We start from the raw sequence: 583 nt of genomic DNA on the forward strand, positions 1-583 counted from the left end.
ATGTTGCCGATCCGTTGATGCAGTTTCGCGACTTCCCTCTGAGCCTTTTTCCAATTACTGCTGAATTTCTCCTTTCGGGATAGTGCTCTTTGCATTTGAGCCAATTTCTTCAAATGTTTTTTCAGCGCGTTGCAAGGCGCAATCTGTGTTCCGTCCGAGAGCGTGCAAAACCACGCCACTCCCATATCCATTCCAACTTCATCGCCTTTGTGTACGGGAACTTCTTTTTCGTATTCCGTTTGAATAGAGACATACCAACCGTCAGCCTTACGAATAACAGTGATATTTTTCGCTTTGCCTTCGATGTATCGACTGCGTCTGTACTTCACAAAACCGATCCCGGGCAGATAAATCTGCTTGCCGGTTTCATCAATTTTGAATCCTTGCGGATAGCGAAAGGCATCATTTGCCCCGTACTTTCTATGGAAAACGGGAAAAGCAGTTCTTCCTGAAAAGAAATTGCGATATGCTCGAGACAGATCCTTCATCGATTGCTGCAGGCACTGGGAATAGCATTCTGAGAGCCACAGCATCTCAGGATCTTTTTTCCAATCAGGCAATAAAGCAGAAAGATTCTTATAGG

1 protein-coding gene is annotated in these 583 nt (G+C 44.9%); it reads right to left on the bottom strand.

Translation table 11 applies throughout. The features are described from left to right. The coding region (locus NW199_RS08705) for an RNA-guided endonuclease InsQ/TnpB family protein (protein WP_258334352.1) at nucleotides 1-583 on the bottom strand (583 nt) is incomplete at both ends.

The organism is Parasutterella secunda (genome assembly GCF_024733725.1).
Taxonomy (GTDB): domain Bacteria; phylum Pseudomonadota; class Gammaproteobacteria; order Burkholderiales; family Burkholderiaceae_F; genus Aphodousia; species Aphodousia faecalis.